Origin of the sequence: Barnesiella sp. B2-R-119, from assembly GCF_023656675.1 — a bacterium.
GTDB classification, from domain to species: domain Bacteria; phylum Bacteroidota; class Bacteroidia; order Bacteroidales; family Barnesiellaceae; genus Barnesiella; species Barnesiella intestinihominis.
In genome coordinates this window covers 194910-218256 of sequence record NZ_JAMOKL010000005.1, presented here as the reverse complement: position 1 = coordinate 218256, position 23347 = coordinate 194910, and the positions used below count along the sequence as shown (strand labels likewise).

Genomic DNA, 23347 nt, shown 5'->3' with positions numbered 1-23347 from the left:
GAACAATGAAAGCATTAAGAAATATAAGTTTGACGGTTGTCTTGTTGGCTTCGTTATCTGCTTGTGTGGAAAACGATCCCACTTACAATGTATATCCCAGTGACGATGTAGCGTTTACCTACCACATCACGAACGAAGGATACGAACTCGACTATCTGGTAGGTTCCACCATACAGTTTACCAATACATCGGCCATCTCGGGTACATGTACTTGGGACTTCGGCGACGGGGAAACTTCGACCGACGTTAATCCTACCCATACATACAGTTTACCCGGACAGTACGAGGTAAAATTGACCGTAGGCGACGATTATACGACTCGTCCCTTGCTTATCAACGACATTAAACCTACGATCGTCGCCAAAACGGAAGATGATAGAATATGTGTCATCAACGACGTCGAAGTGACTTTGGAAGTGACCTTACGAAATCCGGCCGCATCGGAAGAACCGGAATACACATGGGTATTGCCCGAAGGAACGACCTTGCTCGATCACCCGGAAATAACAGGTAATACCTATACCGGCGAAAATCCGGGCCGATTAGTCTTCAAAAACATAGGTTCGCAAACCATCACGTTGAAAACCACTCTCGGCGGACGTGCGCTCCAAGATGTAAAAGCCAATGTACAAGTAGGTACGCCCAATACATCGAAAACGCTCTACTATGCGGTAAAAAGTGGAAACGTAATGGCCTATAAGCTGGATTATAATGTTCCTGAGGGAAGTAATAACTCTCCCTTCGACTTAGGCGTAAAAGCGGGAGCTCACCCTCTGAATATGCTGTTCCATAATGAAGTTCTATTCGTGCTCGACTGCGGTACTCAATTCTCGTATGTCAACGATAAAGATGGAACCCGGGGCGACGGCAAAATCACAGCGGTAGCCAAAGACGGGAGCAGTATGGAAACCGTGCTCTCCAACATCGGTAACGCCGCCTTCAACGATCCTTTCTACGGTTGGATAGACAACGAACAAATCTATTTCGCCGACCGGAATACAGGTATCCGACGCATCGGTGTCAACGAACGTAACTTGGCACTCAGCACCAGCGATGCCAAATACGATTATTTCGTTCAGAACAATCGGCTCGAATACTACGGTAACCCGTGGCAATACGGTGCAATGAATGCCTGCTTCGCCAAAGTGGACGGGTTGTGGTATTGGGGCAAAACATACGGCGGAGGCGGTATCTTCCGTTTCGCAGAAAGCGATATCAGCCCTGTGGACATCAGTCGAGGAACCAACCCTCCCTATGCTACGATTTTCCCCGATGAATTCGTGAAATCGTTCGTGATAGATGCCACCAATCAAATTTTATATGCCGTCATTCGAGACAAAGGCCTCTATGCCGTTCCTTTAACAGATATTACGGCCAACGACGCGACAAAGACCAACACGAAAGCCGAGAGCAAATATCTCGTAGCGAGCTTCAAATCGGACAGCGAAGGAAGCGTAGGAGAATATGTCGATGTCTGTCAAATGGTACTCGACAGCTCCGACGGTTCGGTTTACTTCGGACTCCGTGCCGAAGAAGGCAGCTCGGAGACATCGGGAGTAAAACGCTGGAATCCCACGACGAAAAAGCTGGAAACTATCGTATCGGGGGTCAATGTCTACGGTATAGCACTGAACAACGAGTTATCGAACCTATTCTAAAAACAAAAGCCTGATAATTTTCCGCCGGTCTAACCGACCGGCGGGAAAAAATATCTTAACTAATTAGATATGAAATACATCGCAAAAATAGCAATCGTACTGTTTACCTTTTGGTTAGCTATCCCGACAGTCGCTCAAACTCCTAAAAAAGAGGTCAGAGCGTTCTGGTTATCGACCGTATGGAGATTGACGTGGCCGAAAACTACCGTTATCTCGAACACCGGAAATGCGCAAGAAATCCAAGAACAAAAAGACGAGTTAATCATGTTGCTCGACTCGGTAAAAGCAGCCAATGCCAATACCGTTTATTTCCAAGTGCGCGGCCGTTGCGATGCGATGTATAAATCCTCTTACGAACCGTGGTCGAGCGACCTCGTAGCGACACGAGGAATGGACCCGGGGTACGACCCCTTGCTGTTTGCTGTCGAAGAGGCTCACAAACGGGGTATCGAAATTCACGCATGGTTCAACCCCTACCGGTATGAGAGCGTACTGCACCAATGGGACGGAACGCCTCAAAATTATCGGGAATCTCACCCGGAATGGCTCTTAGACTATTCGGACGGTTCTATCTTGAATCCGGCAATGCCGGAAGTGAGAGACCATATCACCGCCATTATTCAAGAAGTCGTACAAAACTACGACATCGACGGTGTTGTCTTCGATGACTATTTCTACATGTCGGGGACGACCGACGACATGGACGACGAGTTATACCAGCAATCCAATCCCGACAACCTCTCCCGGGCCGATTGGCGGCGTCAGAATGTAAATAAACTGATCGCTCAGGTTTACCGAATGATTCAATCGGAAAAACCTTATGTGCGATTCGGTATCTCTCCCGCCGGTGTATGGTGCACCGATGCCACGATAGCCGAGCGATACGGCGTTACTCCTACCCCGGTAGGTTCCGATTGGGCGTACGACGATATCTTCTGCGATCCTATGGCATGGATACAAGAACACTCTATCGATTACATATCGCCGCAAATCTATTGGACGATAGGATCGAGCAGCGACTACACGCTTATCGCCGAATGGTGGAGCCAAATCGTAAGGCAATTCGGTTGTCATTTTTATTCGAGCCATTCGGCATCCGATTTGAGCTCGGCCAAAATGCCATCAAAATACGGAAAAACGACAACTGGTACGCTATCGTTCGATCTAAACGGAGAAAAAGTTTCTTCCAAAGCGCTCTCTCCCATCGAACGGAAAACAGCCGAAGAAAACGAATACATCGTCGATGGCGCAACCGCTTCGTTCAAAGGCTCCGAACTGGTCAATCAGATTAAAGTAAACCGCACATATGACGAAACGGGAGCCCCGGGAAGCGTATTCTACAACATGCGCAAGGTAACACATACTTCGGGAATGCTCTCCTTGTTGCGGTCGGACGTTTATAAATACCCAGCTCTGATACCGGCCATCAGCTGGAAAGCGACCTCCGATCCCGGATTAGTATCGAATATTGCTTTCACTAACGGTCAATTATCATGGACGGGAGCAGAGGGTATGCGATACGCCGTATATGCCGTACCGGAAAATGCGGCACAAACGACCGCTTGCCGGGATGCCCGCTATCTGTTGGGGCTCTCATACAGCACCGACTATTCCATACCGACAATTTATCGCACGGGGTATACATACGCTGTTTCCATCGTCGACCGTTACGGAAACGAGTATGCACCCTTGTTCATGGGAGCCACGGCAGGTACAAACGAAGCCGTGACATTAAACACTCCGGTAAACAACGGTACGGCCATAGGCAACTACGAGTTCACGTGGAGCAGTGTCGCCGATGCTTCCTATTATATAGACATTGCCCGCGACGATTTATTCACCGACCTCATACTCTCGCGGGAAACTACCGGTACTTCTTTCCCTTCGAGCTATCTGCCCGACTTGGAAAAAGGGACTTATTACTGGCGGATTCGTACACGAAAAGCCAACTGTTCGGACGGCATCTCTTCCGTATATGCATTCCAGTCCGGTCCGTTCGAAATAGAATCTCCGACCAAAGGAGCTACCGAAGTGTCTGTCACGCCTTCTATCACTTGGACCGAATATCCAAACGCTACGGAATACCGACTCGAAATAAACAAATACGACGACTTCCGCTCTATGGGTAAAGTTCTCGACCAACGATATAGCGAACACTCCATTACCCTCCCCGAAGGCGTATTGGTGGGAAATACGAAATATTACGCACGCGTAACCGCATACGCAGGCTCGACAGAAAGTATCAGTAAAACGACGAATTTCACGACAGAATCGAAAGAGCCGTCCATACCGGTCATTCTATATCCCACGCAGGGAGCGACGGTCGAAGCCACGTCCTTACAAGTACGCTGGGCAGAAGAACCGTTCGCCAGCACCTTCCGTATCGAATTACACACCAACGACCAGTTTACCCCGATACGAAACGTAAAAAGACAGACCGTAAACGCATTCACTTACGAAACGGAATTCGACAACTTGACCGACGGTACATGGTATCTGCGAGCCCGCTCGGAATACGTAGGAGGCGAAACGGAATATTGTGATACAATATCCTTCACTTTCAAAAATTCCTCAGGTATGGAAACTCTCGAAAAGAGAGGTAAATGTTATGTCATACAGGGTGAGAATCCCGCTCTCGTCGTAGGAAACGGTGCACGCCACATAACGGTCGATGTAGCTAACTTATCCGGGCAAATTATCGGGCGTTTTGCCGATATGGAAAATCCGGCAGCAGGAGACCGTATCGAATTGAGCGGGCTTGTACGTGGAGTCTACGTGGTCATCGTCCACATCGACGGGAAAAAAGAGATATTGAAATTGATACACTAACAATTTGATATATATTGAGTTATGCAATATAATTTTTCATTTATTTATTCATTTAATTTATTTTTATCATGAAAAGATTATTACTTGGGATGGTTGCTGCATGTATGGCAACATCGATGGTCGCTCAAGATCCGGCGACGTATGAAAAAGCAGGTGAATACACATTGGAAAATTTGTGGATGAAAGCTGCCACTACCGGAAATAATATGGGAGTAGCCGATCAGTTAGGTGGAGCCAGCGCTTCCCGTGGTATGACAGTTAAAGGAGACGAAATGTTGTTTGCGTACAGAGCTACTTTTACGGGTATCAAAATCTACGATTTGAAAACCGGAGAAAAGAAACGCGATGTTCAATTCGACACAGAAAAGTTTAAAATCACCTACACTTATACCAAAATCGATACTATCGTAAACGCTCCCGGCGACACGACATTCCAACAGACACCAATGGAAGAACAAAAAACGCCCGGATTCCTTTGCAACGATATTCAGGTAGACGATGCCGGAAACGTAGTTGTATTCAACATGTCCACTGCATTGAACGGCGAAGCTATCGGCGTTTGGAAAATCGACATGACGAGCGGAGAGCCCACCAAAGTAATGGAATTGGCCAACAAAGATGGTCTGCTCGACGGCTATCGTGTCGACTATTTTGCCGTGAAAGGCGATGTTACGAAAGATGCTATCGTCATGTTCCCAGTCAGCAGCGGGAAATATGTGATTCGTTGCGATATTAAAGACGGACAATTAGCCGGGCAAACAGGTGACTATGAAGGCTATAATTTCAAAGTTATCGAAATCAAATCCTATTACCCCGCAGAAGCTGTCGACAACGGAACCGGACCTCGTGTTTCAATCATCGATAACGACTACTTCTATTTGGACGGTTTCAATAGTGCAGCATCTCTCTACGACATGAGCGGTTCTTTGATCGAAAGCGTAGGTGATGCTCCCGAGGAATGCGCTATCAAAAACGTAGGAAATAACGGTATCTCTGAATTTACATTGAACGACAAACCTTTCTGCGCATACGTAATTTCCAATACGGCCACGACTCCTGCCCAAGCATGGAACATTATCGAAATGGGCGAAGGTCCTACATTTGCCGGTGCAACTTATTACTGGACATTCCCGCAAGGTGGTATGGGCGATATTTCGAACCCTGTTCGTACCGCATTGCCCCGTATCGCCAAAGTAACCGACAAAAACGGTAAAGAAGCTGCTTATATCGCTGTCTACGCATCGGGTAGCGGAGCTGCCGTTTACAAAATGACTCCCGACGGATATGACAATGACTCTGAATCGGGTATCGCTAACGTAGCTGCCGACAACGTGAAGATATTCGTAAGCGGCGATGCCATTTATTTCTCTGGCATGGCAAACGCTGTCGTTTACAACTTCGCCGGACAAAAAGTAATGGAAGCTGCCGGTGTACAATCTATGGCCGCTCCTGCCGCCAAAGGCATTTACATTGTAAAAGCGATTATCGACGGTGTTGAAAAAGTTCAAAAAGTCGTTGTGAAATAAGCCCTTCGCGCTGAGCGACATTTAAAATCTATTTTTTAGAAGAAGGGCGGTATATGTAAGTTATATATATATCGCCCTTCCCTTTACCCTTCCCTATATAAAAGTTCAAAAAATATTCAATCTGCCTATCGTATCTCAAAAGTAAATGAGACTCCGACAAACGGGAGATTCGAGAATAAGATTTGAAAAAGAAGCTGAAATTCATTCTATCCGTATCGATTAAAACATTTCTAAACCAATCCTTTTGTATTAAACGGTTGCCCCTATGAAAAAGATTTTTACACTTTTCGCAATTTTTGCTTGTTTACCCATACTGCTCAGTGCCAAAGGCCCGGCAGTCATCGGTGGCAGCACCTACACGGCCGATACCCTCTCTCATTACAAAGTAGGTCCCGGAACCTATTACACCGCCATTCATTTCTATGGTCCCAAAGACATGAGAGCCTTTTATTTGGAAATCGACGCTACCAATCCTTATCTCTCTTTCCAATCGGTCTTGGGTCGGGATTCGTTGGTTACGTGCGAAGGCATTACCAACATGGCCGCCCGAAAAAGCAAAGAAGGCAGCCGTTATTTCGCCGGTACGAATGCCGACTTTTTCGCTACTTCGGGAGCTATCGGAACTCCGGTACACGGATGTGCGGTAGAAGGCCAATTGGCGAAAGTTCCCGTATCTTCGGGCCCTCAAACATCTTTCACGACAAACGACGAATGCTTCATCTCGTTCGTCACTTATGCAGGTGAACTCACCCATAACGAAACCACATATACCATACACAACGTAAACGGAAGCCGAAGTACCGATCAATTAGTACTCTACAACCGTTATGTCGGGAATTATACCCATACCAATGCTTACGGATATGAAATACCGGTAAGTCTCGCAGACGGAGAGAAATGGGGGCTGAACAAGACCGTGAAGCTGAAAGTGGCAGGTACAGGCTCGGCTGCCGGAAACATGGCTATCGCCGAAAACGGAGCCGTATTATCGGGGCATGGAACGTCTGCCGACTTTTTGCAAACCTTGCAACCCGGCGACGAACTGGAAATAAAAATAATGCTCCAACTCGAAGACGGCAGTTACCCCGACATTAATTGCATGGTAGGCGGGGACCGTAAAATATTGGAAAACGGAGAAGTTCTCGAAACCGATTGGGCAGAGCTTCACCCGAGAACGGCAATCGGTTACTCGGCAGACCGTAGCAAAGTGTACATGCTGGTAGTCGACGGACGTCAAGGCGGATATTCCGACGGCGCTACGACCAAACAAATGGCCGACATGATGAAATTCGCCGGAGCCACCAATGCCATGAATCTCGACGGCGGCGGATCAAGCGGTATGTATATCGAAAAATACGGACAAGTGAACAGCCCCAGCGACGGACACGAACGCGCTGTCAGCAACGGTATCTTCGTGGTATCGAATGCCCCGGACGACAATACCGTGGCCGAAATCCTATGCACTTCGGCCTACTACTCTCTCCCCAAAAACGGCATATTCACACCCCATTTCATGGGATACAACCAATACGGGTATCTGATAGATACCGATTTACAAGGCGTTACATTGCGTTGCGACGAGTCTCTGGGATATATAAAAGGAACCGACACATTCGTAGCTTCGGGTGACGGCAAAGGAAAACTATATGCGACTTACAATGGCATAGAAACCTCCATCGATATAGTCATCAACGAGCCGCAAGGTCTTACGCTTCGACTCGATTCGGTCATCAACGACGGGCTTTATGAATATCCCATCGAAGTAACAGCCATCGTTAACGGAGAGAGTATGCTCATTTCTCCCGATGCATTTTCATGGACCGTTCAAGACCCGACGATATGTACCGTCACCGAGGGACTTTTAAAGGGCATCGCGAACGGTAAGACCGATATATATTGCCGCCAAGACAACTTTACCGACACGCTATCGGTAACCGTACAAATTCCCGACCGACGCAACAGAGCGATAGACGATTTCTCGGATGCCTCGTCATGGGACATCACCAACTCAGCATTGAAAGACATATCGATCGTACCGACAGCACAGGGAACAGAATTGCGATATACATTCAGTTCAGGCCGCGCTCCCTATCTGCAAATCGCCAAAGACATTTACCTGTACAGTCTCCCCGACTCCATGCGAATCACGCTCAACACCGGAGCGACCCAAGTGAGTAAAATAGCACTGTCGATGAAAAACAATGCATCGAGTACTTCCACATTGACCGAATTCGAAAATATACCCCAAAATACCGACCATGTTATCTCGATTCCCATGAACGGATATTTCGAAAACTACCGCGACATGTCGTTATATCCCGTGAAATTCCAAAGTCTGAAATTATTTATCCTCGGTTCGTCTCAAACGGCAGGGAACCCATATACTATCGCACTCAAAGAATTTTCGCTCATTTATGACGGTATCACGGTAAACGTATCGAATCCCGAAATAGCTTCCTTGCTGCGGGTTTACCCCAACCCTGTCGAAGCAGGCGAATCTCAAATACATTTCGTTTTACCCCAAAATGCCGATGTAAACTGCGAATTGTACAACCTCGGCGGGCAGCTTCTGAACCGAGTAGAAATGGGACAAACGCCGGCGGGAGAAATTACCCTGCCGATAGGTAATTTGGCGAGCGGGACTTACCTACTGAAAATATATCGTAACGGCATCGCCGATAGCGTGAAAATCATTGTCAAGTAAAAAAATCAATATAAAAAAGTCATGAAAAAGATATTCAGCTTCCTTCTTTTCGGAGTATTGTCTCTCTTTATTTACGCTTCGGGAATAACCATCGGAGGCAAAACCTATGCGGTAGATACCATCGTACACTCGCACGATATAGGTCCCGGCACGAAATATGCCTTTTACGATATACCCGCCTATCCGCTTAAATTCCATGTCATGGAAGTGGACCTTACCAACCCATACGTAGACATCGAGACTTGCCTTAGCGGAGACAAAGCCGTCGCAACGGAGACTCCGTCGAGCATGTCGGCTCGCAACAACCGTCCGGGGCACGAAGTCCTCGGTGCGACGAACGGCGATTTCTATCAATTTCAAGATCCCATCGAAATAGGAATTCCCCGCAGCGGGCAATACCGTCGGGGCGAATGCGTGACGAATCCGGTAGGGCGCGCCTCATTCGTCCTCACTCCCGATCGGGTTCCTTACATCGACCGTGTAAACTTCGCCGGAACCGTACGTTCCGGCGATAACAGCCATCGGTTACACGCCGTAAACATGCAACGTCTGGAATGGGAAACAGAAACCGCCCCAAACTTCATGCTGCTATACACCAACGCCTACGGTACGGAAACTCACGCCACCACCGGCGGAACGAAGGTCATGCTGCATGCCAAAGAGGGCGAATTGTTTTTCGGAGCGAACAAAAACATCGTGTGCGTTGTCGATTCGGTTTTCGCCAATCCGGGCATATCGCCTATTCCCGAACAAAGAGCGGTCTTATACGGAGTAGGCACAGCCGAAACCTTTTTGAAAAGCCTCTCGGCCGGCGACGAACTGACTGTCTTTTTAGGTACAGATCTTGCCTCGACTCCGGGTTTGCTGACCGACTTCAAGGAACAAATGGGCGGAAGCGACCACATCATATTGAAAAACGGAGTCCCGGCCGACGTATGGGACGAAGAACACCCCAGAACATGCATGGGTATTTCGCAGGATAAAACCAAAGTCTATCTTATGGTAGTAGACGGCCGTCGGGCAGGATACTCGGCAGGGGCAACCCTCAGTGTATTAGGCGATCTGTTCCTTGCCATAGGCGCATACGATGCTGTCAATCTCGACGGCGGAGGATCCTCGGCAATGGTTATCAACCAACAAATAGTCAATCGACCTTCCGATAATAAGGAACGAGCTGTCGGTAACGGCGTACTGGTCATTTCAAAAGCGCCGATCGACGATGTTACCGCCCGATTGGAATTCGAGCCAATTCACTATATACTTCCCTCCTACTGTCGGTTTATCCCCCAAGTGACGGCATACAACCAATACGGATTGATCGTGAACCCCGACTTCAAGGATTATACGCTTTCCTGTTCCCCCGAAATAGGTTACATAGACGAGAGCAATGCATTCGTAGCTTACGGTAATCCGGGACACGGAACCATCACGGCAACCTACAACGGCATATCGGTGACAAAAGATGTAACCATACAAGAAACCGATTTCGCCATGCGTCTCGACTCCGTAATTTTGGACGGATACGAAGAGTATCCCATCGAAATATCGGCTACAATCGACGACAAAGAATTCGTACTGAATCCGTCGACCCCTCAATGGGAGGTCGCCGACCCGGAAATATGCGGTATATCGAACGGCGTTTTATCGGGTCTGAAAAACGGCGTAACGACTGTAACCGGAAAACTCGATGATTTTACCGGCTCTTTGAAGGTAAAAGTAGAAATACCGCAAACTCATATTCAACAGGCCGACCAGTTCACCTCCGGCTGGGAACTCACAAGTATCTCGGCGATAAACGACGTGGCTCTGACACCCCATGCGAATGGAGAAACAAACCTCGAATACACATACAAAAGCGGCAGACAGCCTTACATACAAATGGCTAAAACTTTCAGCTTTTACAGTATCCCCGATACATTCAGAATAACGCTCAACACAGGCGACACCAAATGTTCCAAAATAACCATGTCGATGAAAGGCGGACTTATGTCGACCTCGCAAATCATGGAATGGCCCGCAGTGAACCCCAACGAAGACTTCACCTACGAAGTCGCCATGAACGACTTCTTGGACGATAAAGAAGACCTCGGCAATTACCCCGTACAGTTCCAATATCTTAAATTTTTCTTGGATGCCTCCTCACAGACCGCAGGACAAAAATATAAGATTCGCATCAAAAATTTCGATTTGGTATACGACAAAGTCACTTTGAGCGTCCCAAACATTGCATTGGCATCCGCGTTACGAGTTTTTCCTAATCCGGTTAAAGCCGGTGAGACAGACGTATATCTGCAAATCGAAGAACCGGCCGAAATATCGGTACAAGTGTACGACTTGAACGGGAAACTGCTCGTCTCGAAAAATTACGGGAAATGCGAAAGCGGAATCATAGCCATACCCATTTCGAGCCTGCAACCCGGCAACTATCTGCTGAACATCAACAAAGACGGTAAAAGCGATGTCGCCAAACTGATTATCAAATAAATCACTTATTCACAAAATCATGAAAAAGGAACTATTCGTTTTCGCCTTATCTGCTCTATGCGGATTAAGTGCCGAAGCAACCATAAACATCGCAGGCGTGGAGAAACAGGTAGACACGCTGGAATGCCGTACGGTAGGGCCGGGCGTTCAATATGTGCGTATGCACATGCCCGAATATCCACTGGACGTCTATACCATGACTATCGATCTGAACAATCCGTATAACGATGTGGATGCTTTCATCGGGAAAAACCATGCCGGAAGTACCGAGGCCATGACCTCGGCATATACCCGATTGTCCACTCCCGAACATCAATCCATCGGATCGATAAACGGTAACTTCTGGATTGTTTCAGGACAAAATATGGACGACCGCCTGCTGGGACAACCGCACAGCGGTTGTATAGTGAACGGAGAAATAGCCACTGAACCGAATGGCTGGAACCGAGCCGGACGAGGAGACGAAATAGAGAAATTGCAGGAGATAGGATTCGTCGTACTCGACCAAGACAAAAAAATGTGGATCGACGACATGAATTTCGAGGCGAAAGTCATAAACGCCGCTAATGAAAAAAGTTTCGACATCGCCGAAGTGAACCGTATCCGCAATGAAAACGAAATTGTACTTTACAACCACTTTACCGGACAAACGACCAGCGACATCGACGGAACCGATGTACTCATCAAGCCCATCGAGGGAGCATCGTGGGGGCTTAACAAGGACGTGGAATGCGTCGTAACCCGTATCGTGCAAAGCAAAGGCGGAACCGAACTCGAAGAGGGTGAATATGCTCTTTCGGGAAACGGAACAGGAGCAGAGTTTCTAAACCAAATGAATGTCGGCGATAAAGTAAAGATAAATACAAAACTTACTACCCGCACTGACAATCTGATTCCCATAGCCGAGCAAATGCTCACCGGTAACGCTCTCGTCATGAGGGAAGGGAAATTGACTCCCCGAAACGAAAACGAAGCATATAACTCACAAACCTATTCACGCTCGGGCATAGGCATGTCGCAAGACGGAAAGACACTCTATCTGATCGTTATCGATTACAAGTCGAGCACTTCGGTAGGGACAAACACGGCGACGATGTGTTACATACTGAAACAAGCGGGAGCTTGGAACGTGGCCAACATGGATGCCGGAGGATCGGCTCAGATGATGTTGAGAGGCAAGCTCGTCAACAACCCGGCCGACGGAAAGGAACGTCCGGTATCGAACGGATTCATGATCTTCACCAACGCTCCCGAAGACAACACGTTGAACAGCCTTGCTTTCGATAATTACAATTTGGAAGTTCCTTCCTACTCTTGTTTCGAGCCGACTATTCTGGGATACAACTCATACGGCGTATTGATCGATACCGATGTGCAAGAATTTACATTAAGTTGCGATGCCTCGTTAGGAACCATTTCTTCGGACGGAAAAAAATTCTATGCCTCGCCGAATGCGACTTCGGGTTACCTTCACGTCACTTCGGGAACAGCGACAGGAAAAATAAAGGTAACTGTAAAAGAAGCGGATATCGTCATGAAGAACAGTGAAATCATAGCCGACAAGGTTCACCCCTACTCTCTCGAAGTCATTTCTCATATCGGCGAAAACACGTTCACATACGACCCTTCGTCATTGTCTTGGAGTATCGAAGACCCGGCTGTCTGCAAAATTGAAAACGGAATATTGACCGGAATAAAAAACGGGACGACGAACATTACCGGCAGCATAGGCAACTTCTCCGGGAACATGAAGGTAACCGTCGAAATACCGGAATCCCCCAAAATCCCGGCCGACGATTTTTCCGGCTGGACTACAAAATCCATCAGCTCCATCACCGATGCCACCGTTACTCCTTCGGGGAACAATCAGGCCATATTGGGATTCACTTACAAAACCGGACGACTCCCATACGTAGAAATGGACAAAGCGATTACCCTTTACAGTATTCCCGATACCTTGCGCATGCTAATCAATAGCGAGATACCCGTGTCGAAAATACAAATAGCCTGCAAAGCCAATGGCGACAAAGAGCAGTATCTCGAATACGAAGGAATAACAGTCAATGAAGATTATCTCATCAGCATTCCTCTGTCCGACATCACCGGAGAAAACAACAGAGGAGGATTTCCCGTCTCTCTGAATTATATCAAATTCTATATCAACACGACCGGAACGAATAGCGGACAAGCCTATAAGATACATATCAAAGAGTTCTCTCTGGTCTATAACGGCATAGAAAGCGGAATAGACGAGACGGTGACCGATGACAAAAACATGGTCGTCTACCCGAATCCGATAACGGGCAATACCCTCTTCTTACAGGGAGAGAACATCGTTCCCGGTTCGTCGATACGCATATACGACCGAGTGGGGGCATTGATACTGGAACAACTACTCGACGAAACAGGAATCGTAAACATCGGCGACCAACAGCCGGGTGTATACATCGTGAACGTGCAAAATGAGCTAGGGACCCATGTATGCAAAATCGTTATTCAATAACTTAATTCATTATAATCCATGAGAGTAAATTTAACCATAATCCTGCTAGCATGTATCGCATCGCTATCGGGACAGAATGTAAAAGTTACCAAACATTACGAGATAACCCCTTCGGTCGGACAATCGGCCTTCTATCCGATACTTAGTCCCGACGGGAATCGAATCGTATATACCTCTGAAAATTTTTCCGGCTTAAAATCATACGATTTTGCGTCAGGGAAAACCCAGATTATCACTACTGCCGAGGGAGCCGGGTTCGACCCGATTTTCAGCACCGACGGTTCAACGGTGTATTATCGGCCGCAAAGCATCATAAACGGACGTGTTCACCGATCTTTGAAAGAATATAACTTGATCGAGAAAGCCGAAAAACAACTTATCGCCCCAACCCGCGATTTGAAACGTCCGGTCGCCATCTCAGGCGGTATGGAAGTAGTGGCCGACAATAAACTTATGAAAAGTACAGGCTCTCAAATAAGCGGGAACTATGTCTATTCCATCATCAAAGAGGGAAAAATAATCGTGTGCGACGGTAAAAGCACCCGCATATTACGTCCTTACGGCGACAAAGTGGAAAGTTATTTGTGGACAGCCGTATCGCCCGACGGATCCAAAATCGTGACTTATGCCATAGGCGTAGGAACCGTTGTACTCGATATGCAGGGTAATATACTTGCCGAATTGGGCGACTACGAATCCCCTACGTGGTATGGCAACGATTTCGTTGCAGCCATGAAAGCGACCGACGACGGTCACCAATTTACTTCGTCGAAAATCGTATTGTTAGACTGCAACAGTAAACAGGTACATGATTTGACATCTCCGTCCGAAATGGGTATGAATCCGTCGGCCTCGGCCGAAGCAGGCAGAATAGTGTACAGCACGGTCGAAGGAAAACTTTTTATGTTGGAATTGAATGTAACGAAATAACCTCATCGCCATGAAAAAATATTATATCATTCTCATTGCCTTCTTGGGCTGTTTAGGCTTGCAAGCCAAAGATATGACCGGACTTAAAATTTACATCAATCCGGGTCACGGCGGTTATGACTCGGACGACCGCAATGTAGCCGTATATCCGTATGCACAAGGCGACACACTCGGTTTTTGGGAATCCTCGTCGAATCTGCACAAAGGATTGATGTTAAGAGAACTGCTACAAGAGCAAGGAGCTACCGTAGCGATGTCTCGCGTATTAAATCGGACGGAAGACGACCGAGGACTCGAAACCATCGGGCGAGAAGCCAGCGAATGGGAGGCCGACCTGTTTTTCTCCATACACAGCAATGCGACCGGCACGAGCCGCCGGGATAATTTCCCGATGATGTTGTTCAGAGGATATACCGAAAATCCGGTAAAGCCCGAGGACAAGGTAGCGGCGAAGATACTGTTCAAGCACCTTATCGAAAACCAAGTAACCTATTGGACTCAAACGGAAGAGTATGTCGTGGGCGATTTTGACTTCTATCCCGACTGGAACAATGCAGGATTGGGAGTCCTCCGAAAATTAACCGTCACCGGGTTTCTTTCAGAAGGTTCTTATCACGACTATGTGCCCGAAACATATCGTTTGCTCAACATGGACTACAAATGGATGGAAGCATGGCATTTCACCAAAGCTGTCATGGAATACTTCGACACAGAAGGATTCACAACGGGAAATATCGCCGGTGTTATTTATGATAGTCGCATGACCCGTACCGAATCGTATGTACAACACGGAAGAGACAAGCAAGTGCCATTATGCGGAGCCACAGTAACCCTGTTGCCGAACAATATCACCTATACGACGGATAACCTATACAACGGCGTATACATGTTTAAAAACCTCGCTCCGGGTAATTACCAGCTAAAAATCGCAGCGGAAGACCATTACAATCGGACAATCGATGTAACAGTGACAGCCAATACAATAAGCTATGCCAATGTGGCTATGGACAGAGTGAGAAATACAGCACCAGAAGTCATCTCTTACAGCCCTGTCATGGAAAACGAAACAGACAGTATCAACTGTACGACTCCCATTGTCTTGAATTTCAATTGGGATATGGACACGGAATCTGTACAAAAGGCTTTCTCGATCGACCCGCCGGTAGAAGGGAACATTACATTCGAAGATTCACAGTACCGAATGGTATTTACCCCCACTCGTCCTTACGAGGTAGCTACCCTATATACCGTAAAACTCGATAAAAGTGCAAAACACCCGGGTAATATGTCTATGGCCGAAGATTTTTCCTTCACGTTCTTAACGCAGGGAAGAAACCAATTGAAACTATTGGCAGCCAGCCCCTCGGAAGGAGCGGTACTACACTATCCGAAACCGACGATCGAAGTAAGATTCGATAATGTTCTCGACCCTGTCAATATTCGAGACCTCATCAAATTACAGGATAGTGAAGGAAACGATGTCAGCATCAACTTGCGTTCTGCCAAATACAACCAGTTAGGAGACTCCTACGGGAACTATTATTTTACCACAGCTGCCGATTTGAAACAAGGACAAAATTATAAATTGAAAATAGATGCCTCGTTGCACGATGTGGAAAATATAGCGATCGTAGACCCCATCGAAATCAATTTTACCGCCGGAGATGTAAGCCGCTCCGAAACAGCCGTCGAGGAATTCGAAACTCCCGACATGATTACATTCGATGCAACCCAAAGTATCGGGACAACCACTGCAAAAGCGATTCGCTCTACCGCTCAAAAACTGTTCGGTAGCGCATCTTACAATTTCACATACACATTCAATGCAGACGAAGCTCACGTTGTATTCACGACAGACGATACATTCGGAAGTTCCACTGTGGTCGACAATACCCAAACTATCGGTATGCACATTTACGGCGATCTTTCTTGCGACGAAATATGGCTGCAACTATCCTCTGGAAACGATACACAAGAGATTTTATTGACGAATGTCGATTTCAGAGGCTGGCAATTCCGGGAAACCCGTTTGGACCAGCTGAATCCGGGAAAGGACTATCGCATAAGCGGTATAAAGATAACGAGAACAAAACCGTTCTTCTCCGAATCGGGTAGTTTCTTCTTAGACAATATGCTGGTATATACCTCCTCGGACATTCACTTTATCGCTACATCGAAAGCCATAAATGTTTATCCGAATCCGGCTTCCGATATACTAAAAATTCAGTCTGACACCTCCGTACAACGGTGGACCCTGTACAGCCTATCGGGAAGCTGTATCGCTACCGGTTCAGAAACAACGATAGATACCTCGAACATTCCCTCGGGAACGTACTTGTTGAAAATACAGACCGAAGGAAAAGAGTTCTGTTATCCGGTTTTGATTGTACATTGACAAAGGATTAAGAATATACGGGCGATAAAGTATAAACGATCTGCTTTGTACTTTACCGTCCGTATTTTTATCGTACTATTTTTAACAGAATTTTGATACTTTACAGTAAAATAAGTATTCTATTTGGAAAATGAAGAAAGATATTTTATCTTTGCATAAGATGCAGAAATAGGTTGTGCCTCAGTAAAATCGATGCTAACATTGTTTCTACTTTCGAACGGCACTATTCTCATAAAAGATAAACGACACTCGCCGATACGAAAATTAATTTTCATCACGGCCGTTTGTTTTATCTTTATAAAGAGTTGAATGATGCCAGAAAGCACATCTATCAAGATTTTTTATTTATGAAAGTTATAGCAGAAAGTGGTTCCACGACAACAGAATGGGTTCTCGTCGATGGAAAAAATGTTTTGGAAAGAAGTTTTACGGAAGGAATAAATCCCTTTTTCCAAACGAGAAGGGAAATAAGCCACAGTATCCGTCTCAATTTACCGGAAACTTTTTTTAAGAAACGATGGGAACGGGTCTATTTTTATGGCGCCGGATGTGCCAATCTGGATAAGAAAAACATTCTCGAAGCCTCGTTAGTAGCACAGTTCAAAACACCCATTTCGGCAGAAAGCGATTTATTGGCTGCCGCCAGAGGTTTGCTAATCGACAAACCGGGAATAGCCTGTATCTTGGGGACCGGTTCGAATTCTTGCCTATACGACGGAGAACGTATCATTAAAAACGTACGTTCCGCCGGATATATCTTAGGAGACGAAGGCAGTGGGGCTGCTATGGGACGACGTTTTTTAAGTGACTACTTAAAGAACCTTACTCCAAAGGATCTCTGCGATGCTTTTCATGAAAAATTCAAAGTTACTCCGGACGAGATTATGGACTCCATATATAACCACCCTTTCCCCAACCGTTCGCTTTCTACTTTCTCCTATTTCTTGAAAGACCATCTGGACAACAAATATGCTTTCAATTTAGTCTATGAAGAATTGATGAGATTCTTCCAGAGAAACATTATCCAATATGACTATAAATCATATCCGGTTTATTTCATGGGTAATTTGGCCTATACCTACGCCGATATTCTCGATTTGGTAGCTAAGGATTTCGGATTGAATATAGAAAAAACAGAAAAAAGCCCTATGCAGGGACTCATCGAATATCACTCGATCTACGGGTAAAGATATCTCATTATTTCGATTTATACTCATATGCAGGATCGTATCGACAGATTCTGCATATTTTTTTCTTGTAAAAAAGAGAGATGAATTCATATTAAAAAATACTAAATATATGTTCTCGAATCAAAAACATATATTATATTTGTATGAACCATAGTAGAAAGGTATCTACTCATGAACTTTTAGCACCTAAAATAACGCTGTAAAAAGTTCTAACAAAGAGAAATAGATTGACAAAAAAAACAGGAACCGAAGTTTATCCATTCGAAAAACATGAAAGAGAACCGATATATTTTATCATTTATAATTTTCTTATTAGGCTCACTATCAATCCATTCACAAACGCATAGCGACCTAAGAACGACTGTCGAAGAAGCGCTTGTTTCTCTAAGACCCGAACACTTAGCCATCGGTGAAATAAAATTAGATACGCTTCTTTTAGAAAAGGGGAACAAACTTGTCGTTCAAATGAACGATGAATTTTCTTATCTTCCATTCAGAAAGGAACTCGTTAAACGAGCCTATGACACCATACGTTCTATTTTACCCCCGGACCTGAAAAAGAAAAAACTTTTCATTCTCACCGATGGATATGAAATAAGCGAATTGATTCCTTTCGCCGACAATCGCAAAAGATTCGAAATTCATTGCGAGCGGCCGATCGTCAGCCCGATAAAATGTCACTACCTTCCTACAAAAGGTTTACTCAACAGACATATCGCTCTATGGCAAAGTCATGGATACTATTTCGAACAATCCTTGAACCGATGGGAATGGCAACGTGCCCGGATTTTCGAAACCGTGGAGGATCTGTACACCCAAAGTTTCGTCATGCCGTTCCTAACCCCCATGCTTCAAAATGCAGGAGCCTATGTATTTTCTCCTCGTGAACGAGATACGAACCGGCACGAACTCATTGCAGACAACGACAATGCCGATACTTATTTCGAAACAGGAACCGAAAAGGTAAAATGGGAGAACGGCGGCACAGGATTCGCCCATACAGTCTCGGTCTATACCGGCACTCGAAACCCGTTCGACGACGGAAGTTTCAGACAAACAAAAACCACAACCGATCCTCGGAAAGAGATACAGGCCCATTGGTATGCTCCGATACCCCAAACCGGGAAATATGCAGTTTATATCGCCTACCGCACAGTCAAAAACAGCACTAACGATGCTTTATACACCGTATATCACAAAGGCGGAAAAACACAATTCAAAGTCAATCAAAGTATGGGCGGCGGCACATGGATATATTTAGGACATTTCGATTTCGCCAAAGGTGAAAACGCCCATGTAGAACTCAGCAATCTTTCCCGAAAAAATGGAAAAACAGTCACGGCAGATGCGGTGAAAATAGGAGGCGGATATGGCAATATCGCCCGACGAGTAGACAATTCGCACATCGACGAGAATCCGGGAAATTCATCTATAAACTATTCCTATACGACAAGCGGTTATCCCCGTTTCACCGAAGCCGCCCGCTATTGGCTACAATGGGCGGGATTCCCCGAAAAAGTCTATTCCCCCAGTCAAGGGAAAAACGACTATACCGACGATTACAAATGCCGGGGAGAATGGGTCAATTATCTGGCAGGAGGTTCGGACATACTGCCCGACAGTTCAGGATTGAACGTTCCCTTAGACCTCGCTTTCGCTTTCCATTCCGATGCGGGCACAACCAAAAACGACTCGATAATCGGGAGCTTAGGAATTTATTTTACCGGAAAAGGGAGAAAGACCTATGGGAAAAATACTCCCAGACAAGTTTCTCGTTATCTCACCGATGTCGTATTGACACAAATCGCCGACGACATACGAGAGACTTATGAACCGGAGTGGAACCGCCGAGGCATGTGGAACAAATCCTATTTCGAAGCCCGTGTACCCGAAGTCCCTACCATGCTCCTCGAATTGCTGTCTCACCAAAATTTCGCCGACATGCGTTACGGGCTCGACCCACGATTCAGATTTTTGGTTTCCAGAGCCATATACAAGGGTATTCTAAAATTTATCGCCGAACAAAACGACTATGAATATCAGGTACAACCCTTGCCGGTAAATCATCTGAGAACGGAGTTCATCGGGACGCACGAAATAAAACTGACATGGCGTGCCGTCGAAGATCCGTTGGAACCGACAGCCACTCCCGAAAAATATATCGTCTACACCCGAATCGGAAACGGAGCGTTCGACAGTGGCACACTCGTATCGGACACTTCATACACGAAAAGTATAATACCCGATTCGATTTATAGCTTCAAAGTCACAGCCGTAAATTCGGGAGGAGAAAGTTTCCCCTCCGAAACGGTGTCGCTTTGTCGCTGCTCGCAAGAAAAAGGCACGGTCATGGTTATTAACGGATTCGACCGGATAAGTGCACCCGACAGTTTCGAAATAGACACCCTCATGGCAGGCTTCGACACACGCAAGGACTTCGGAGTGCCTTATCTCTACGACATCAGTTTCATCGGCGAACAATATGAGTTTCGACGAAATATCCCGTGGATAGACGATGATGCTCCCGGATTTGGAGCCAGTCGTGCCGACTATGAAACCCGCATCATCGCCGGGAACACATTCGACTATCCGTATATACACGGCCGAGCCATAACGAATGCCGGATATTCTTTCCTATCGGCAAGCGACGAAGCCGCGACTGACAAACTCGTCGCCTTGAACGATTATCGTATCGTTGACCTCATTCTCGGAAAAGAAAAACAAGTGAAAATAGGTAGAGGCGTCACCGACAGAGCATTTAAAACATTCCCCGAATCCCTGCAAACGATCATTGCCGACTATTGTGAAAACGGAGGAAACATCTTCGTCTCAGGAGCCTACGTCGCTACCGATTTATGGGACAACGAAGATGTGAATGAAACCGACAAACGATTTGCCAATGAAATCTTGCACTATACTTGGAGAACAGGACAAGCCTCGGTCAGCGGACAAGTGAAACCCGCAGCTTCGCCGTTCCCTGCATTCGACACACTCCATGTCGAATACCACAATACGCTCAACGAAAATTGTTATGCGGTAGAATCGCCCGACGGGATAGAACCTTTTGGAAAAGGAAGTTATACCATACAACGATACGGGGAAAACAACATCGGTGCCGGAATCTTCTATCGGGGACAGCGTTATAACACATGCATTTTAGGATACCCGTTCGAAACCATCAAAACGGAAAAACAAAGGAATGAGCTGATGAATGCCATTCTATCATCTTTCGACCAAACAATAACCCATCAATAAGTTATGAAAAGAATTTATCTTTCTCTCTCGCTTTTATTGCTTGTCATTATCGGTAGTAGAGCCGCAAACTTCAAATTCGCATTTCTCACCGATATACACATTACCGCCGGAGATTCTATCCCTTACAACGATTTAGCCCGGTCGGTAAACCAAATCAACGATACTCCGGGCATTGAATTTGCCATTGTATCGGGCGACATCACCAATATAGGAGATCGCAAATCGATGGAAGTGGTCAAATCGCTACTCGACCGACTGAATGTCGAATACCATATCATTCCCGGTAATCATGAAACGAAATGGAGTGAATCGGGAGTAACCGATTTCGCAAGGGTATTCGGAAGCGAAAGATTCAAATTCGAACATGACGGTATCTTATTCATGGGAGTAAATTCAGGCCCTATCATACGAATGGCCGACGGTCACGTGGCGCCTCAGGACATCGACTGGATCAAAACGGAATTGGATAAAGCCGGTAACGAAAAACCCGTAATCTTTATCACTCACTACCCCCTACAACCGGGCGATGTAGATAACTGGTACGACGTAACCGATGCCATACGCCCCTACAATATCCGCATCGTCATGGGCGGACATTACCACAAATATATGCAACTGGAATACGATGGTATCCCCGGTATTCTGTGCCGGTCGAACCTACGAGCCAAAGAGAAAACAGGCGGATACTCTCTGTGTGAAGTCACCCCTGATTCTATTTTCATTTACGAGCATAAAATAGGTAATGTTCCTACCCGTAAAGGAGCATACTCCATGACCGGAATGAATTATCCCAAAAACAATGCCGGTTATCCTCGTCCTGATTACTCGGTTAACAAAGAGTTCCCGCAAGTTTCGGAGCAATGGCTCGTCAGAAGCGGATATGAAATATTCTCCTCACCTGCCTATTGGGATAAAAAAGTTTACGTAGGCGATGACTCCGGGGTCATTTCCTGTTATTCGGCCACCGACGGCCGAAAACTGTGGAGTTTCAAATCGGATATGCGTATCATAGGGACACCTGCCGCCGATAAAAACGTCGTCGTATTCGGCTCTGCCGACATGAATATATACGGTCTGAATGCATCCGACGGCCGACTGTTGTGGGAAATAAACACCGAAGCACCCGTATTGGGAGCAGTTACCATACGAAACGGAATCGCCTACATCGGAGGCAGCGACCACAAATTTCGCGCAATCGACATTAAATCGGGAACTGTCGTTTGGAGTTACGACGGCGTAGAAGGCTACATAGAAACCAAACCCCTCGTTTACGACAATCTCGTGATATTCGGAGCATGGGATAAAAACCTCTATGCCCTCGATAAGAAAACAGGAAAAGAAGTTTGGAAATGGCACGAAGGGAAACCGGGTAGATTCTATTCGGCAGCGGCCGTTTGGCCCGTGGCGGCAAATGGAAAAGTCTTTATCGCCGACCCCGAAAGAGCATTGACAGCTATCGATGCTTCTACCGGAAAAACCGTATGGAGAACCAAAGAATCGATGGTACGTGAGACCGTCGGCCTGTCGGAAGACAAACGGAGAATTTACAGTAAAACCATGAACGGCAGTGTCGTATGTTACTCTGCCACTACGGACTTCCCTGAAAAAATATGGGCCTCGAATGTCGGATTCGGATATGAGCACGCCCCGTCCATGCCGGTTGAAAAAGAGGGTGTTGTTTTCGGCAGTACCAAAAACGGATTAATGTTCGGGTTGGATGCCCACACAGGCAAAGTACTCTGGAAACACAAAGTGGGTAATTCGCTCATCAGTACACTCGTACCGCTTTCTAAAAACAAATGCCTGTTTACTGCCACCGGCGGTGAAATAGGATTGTTGGTAATCGATTATAAAATAAACAAACACAAATAAT

The 23347-nt window shown here is 46.3% G+C and carries 11 protein-coding genes; all 11 read left to right on the top strand.

Translation table 11 applies throughout. From position 1 onward, the window contains the following. Nucleotides 1-5: 5 nt before the first annotated feature. The 11 genes from NBH06_RS13565 to NBH06_RS11075 all read left to right on the top strand — a co-directional run bounded on the left by NBH06_RS13565 (nt 6) and on the right by NBH06_RS11075 (nt 23346). A complete protein-coding gene (locus tag NBH06_RS13565) occupies nt 6-1658 on the top strand; it encodes a PKD domain-containing protein (protein ID WP_284703193.1) in 1653 nt (550 codons plus the stop codon). Nucleotides 1659-1727: 69 nt separating this feature from the next. Continuing rightward, nucleotides 1728-4487 (top strand): family 10 glycosylhydrolase, encoded by a 2760-nt coding sequence (locus tag NBH06_RS11120; RefSeq protein WP_250794350.1) that lies wholly within the window; start codon nt 1728-1730, stop codon nt 4485-4487. 68 nt (nt 4488-4555) lie between these two features. Continuing rightward, the gene (locus NBH06_RS11115) at nt 4556-6013 is read left to right on the top strand and encodes a hypothetical protein (protein WP_250794348.1); all 1458 of its coding nucleotides are present in this window, start codon (nt 4556-4558) and stop codon (nt 6011-6013) included. A gap of 265 nt (nt 6014-6278) precedes the next feature. Further along, on the top strand, nt 6279-8717 hold the full coding sequence (locus NBH06_RS11110; RefSeq protein WP_250794346.1) for a phosphodiester glycosidase family protein: 2439 nt from the start codon (nt 6279-6281) through the stop codon (nt 8715-8717). Nucleotides 8718-8738: 21 nt separating this feature from the next. Next, nucleotides 8739-11201 (top strand): phosphodiester glycosidase family protein, encoded by a 2463-nt coding sequence (locus NBH06_RS11105; protein ID WP_250794344.1) that lies wholly within the window; start codon nt 8739-8741, stop codon nt 11199-11201. 19 nt (nt 11202-11220) lie between these two features. Continuing rightward, the gene (locus NBH06_RS11100) at nt 11221-13704 is read left to right on the top strand and encodes a phosphodiester glycosidase family protein (RefSeq protein ID WP_250794342.1); all 2484 of its coding nucleotides are present in this window, start codon (nt 11221-11223) and stop codon (nt 13702-13704) included. Nucleotides 13705-13722: 18 nt separating this feature from the next. Beyond that, on the top strand, nt 13723-14634 hold the full coding sequence (locus tag NBH06_RS11095; RefSeq protein ID WP_021891819.1) for a TolB family protein: 912 nt from the start codon (nt 13723-13725) through the stop codon (nt 14632-14634). A 10-nt stretch (nt 14635-14644) separates the two neighbouring features. Beyond that, nucleotides 14645-17029, top strand: coding sequence for an Ig-like domain-containing protein (locus NBH06_RS11090; protein ID WP_250794340.1), 2385 nt, complete (start codon nt 14645-14647; stop codon nt 17027-17029). A 347-nt stretch (nt 17030-17376) separates the two neighbouring features. Next, complete coding sequence (locus NBH06_RS11085; protein ID WP_008861345.1) at nt 17377-18216, top strand: hypothetical protein; 840 nt, start codon at nt 17377-17379, stop codon at nt 18214-18216. Nucleotides 18217-18489: 273 nt separating this feature from the next. After that, nucleotides 18490-21474, top strand: coding sequence for a golvesin C-terminal-like domain-containing protein (locus NBH06_RS11080; protein ID WP_250794339.1), 2985 nt, complete (start codon nt 18490-18492; stop codon nt 21472-21474). A 3-nt stretch (nt 21475-21477) separates the two neighbouring features. Next, nucleotides 21478-23346, top strand: coding sequence for an outer membrane protein assembly factor BamB family protein (locus NBH06_RS11075; protein ID WP_250794338.1), 1869 nt, complete (start codon nt 21478-21480; stop codon nt 23344-23346). Nucleotide 23347 lies beyond the last annotated feature (1 nt).